A 1,578-nucleotide genomic window follows, 5' to 3' on the forward strand; every position below is an offset into this window, starting at 1 on the left:
ATGACTCAGAGAAGCTGAGTTGAGAACAAGCAAAAAGAAAAATTGAAAAAATGAGAAATCAAGCAGGTTTCTGCTCTGGTTTAGGTGAATACGAAGTACGCTTTTTAACGATTGGATAGCGAATTCTACGTTGCCTAGGCTGTCCGGTCTTCCAACCAGGAGATTTACCTCGTGGTTTTGGCGATTTGGCAGGAGTAGAAACTCTGAGCAAAATCCCAGGCATCGCTTGTGCAACCCGCCCAGGTGTGAATTGAGTCATCTGTTTCTGCCAAGGGAGCGGATTGTCATTGACAATATCACGAGCCAGCCATAGCTCCCAAGTCATTAACGGCATGAGGTCGCTCCATCGGTCACATTGTTGGGGAGTTGCCAGCTTTGGTAGGGTCCAATGTAACCTTTGTTTTAGGAAACGATACCAGTGGTTACGGGGTCTTACACGTAAAAATTTTGCCAGCCCTATTACCACGAGTACTCGTCTTGGAACACAGATCAACAAAACAAGGGCTGGCAAAATTTTAGGGGACAATGCGTCAACCGCAAATCGTCGTAAGTAAAGTTTCCACAGTTCAGATAGGGGTGGCATTTCTTCACCCACAAAAGCCAACCACATTGGTTTATTGACTCGTGGGTAGCCGTCCTCAAGTAATCTCTCAACCAGTATAATTGACATTGGGTGATCTGGGGAAAGACGAAAATGCTTTCCTGTCCAAAGCTGAATTCTGACTCTACCGAGTTTGGCATCTTCTTGTTCAATGGTTTGGGTCGTTTCTGACCAGGTACTGGTATCGTTGAGTTTAAATTTCTCCCCGTGTACTCGTGGTTTCCCCCTACCTGAATATTTTGGTGGTTCTCCCCATAAACATAAATTGGAACGCAACCGCATCAGTTTATCTGCTTTAATGTTGGCAGTTTTAATCACAAATGGCGCACATCCGTATTCGATGTCCCATAATGTAATTGGTCGAGATGGCAAGTGCGGGCATACTTGTTGTAGTTGCCATACAGCCTTATCTATCGGATTTTCCCAACTCGTAATTCGCTCATGTCTTAGTGGTAATGCCCAACTGCCTTCAGTTTCAGGTATCCAGGCTATGGTACTGTATCCATATCCAGGGGTGACGGGACGACCTCCTCTTCCACCTTGGGCATAATGCTCGTAAGTTCTTTCTCGGAGAGTGGGCGCATCTGGTCTTGACCAAGCTGTATGGTCTCCTGCCAGAATGATACGTTCTTGTTTTGGGATTTCTTTAGTGTACAGTCGCATCAACTTGTGACGTTGTGGTCTAGTGTCTTGTATAGCCTCATAAATGCTTGACCATTGGCGACGGAATACTGGACACATTGATAAATCCGCCAAACTGTAAGCGTTGCGTGTGAGCAGTATTGCATCCATCAGTTCAAATGTTGCATCCTTTGCCCGACATAAACATTGGTATGTTGCTTGACGGAACTCTATTAATTGTGCAAAAACATCCATAACGGCAGATGAAGGTTGGTAGTGCTTCTTTCATCTTCCGTTACTGGGGTGCTTGTTATTACAGGCATCCCTTTATTTTTGCCCAGCCACTCAACGGCGCG

The 1,578-nt window shown here is 45.4% G+C and carries 1 protein-coding gene; it reads right to left on the reverse strand.

The features are described 5' to 3' along the window. Window positions 1-58 precede the first annotated feature (58 nt). Window positions 59-1,477 (reverse strand): transposase, encoded by a 1,419-nt coding sequence (locus DP117_RS35170; RefSeq protein ID WP_169222762.1) that lies wholly within the window; start codon window positions 1,475-1,477, stop codon window positions 59-61. Window positions 1,478-1,578: the final 101 nt, after the last annotated feature.

The sequence above is a fragment of the Brasilonema sp. UFV-L1 genome, from assembly GCF_012912105.1.
Taxonomy (GTDB): Bacteria; Cyanobacteriota; Cyanobacteriia; order Cyanobacteriales; family Nostocaceae; genus Brasilonema.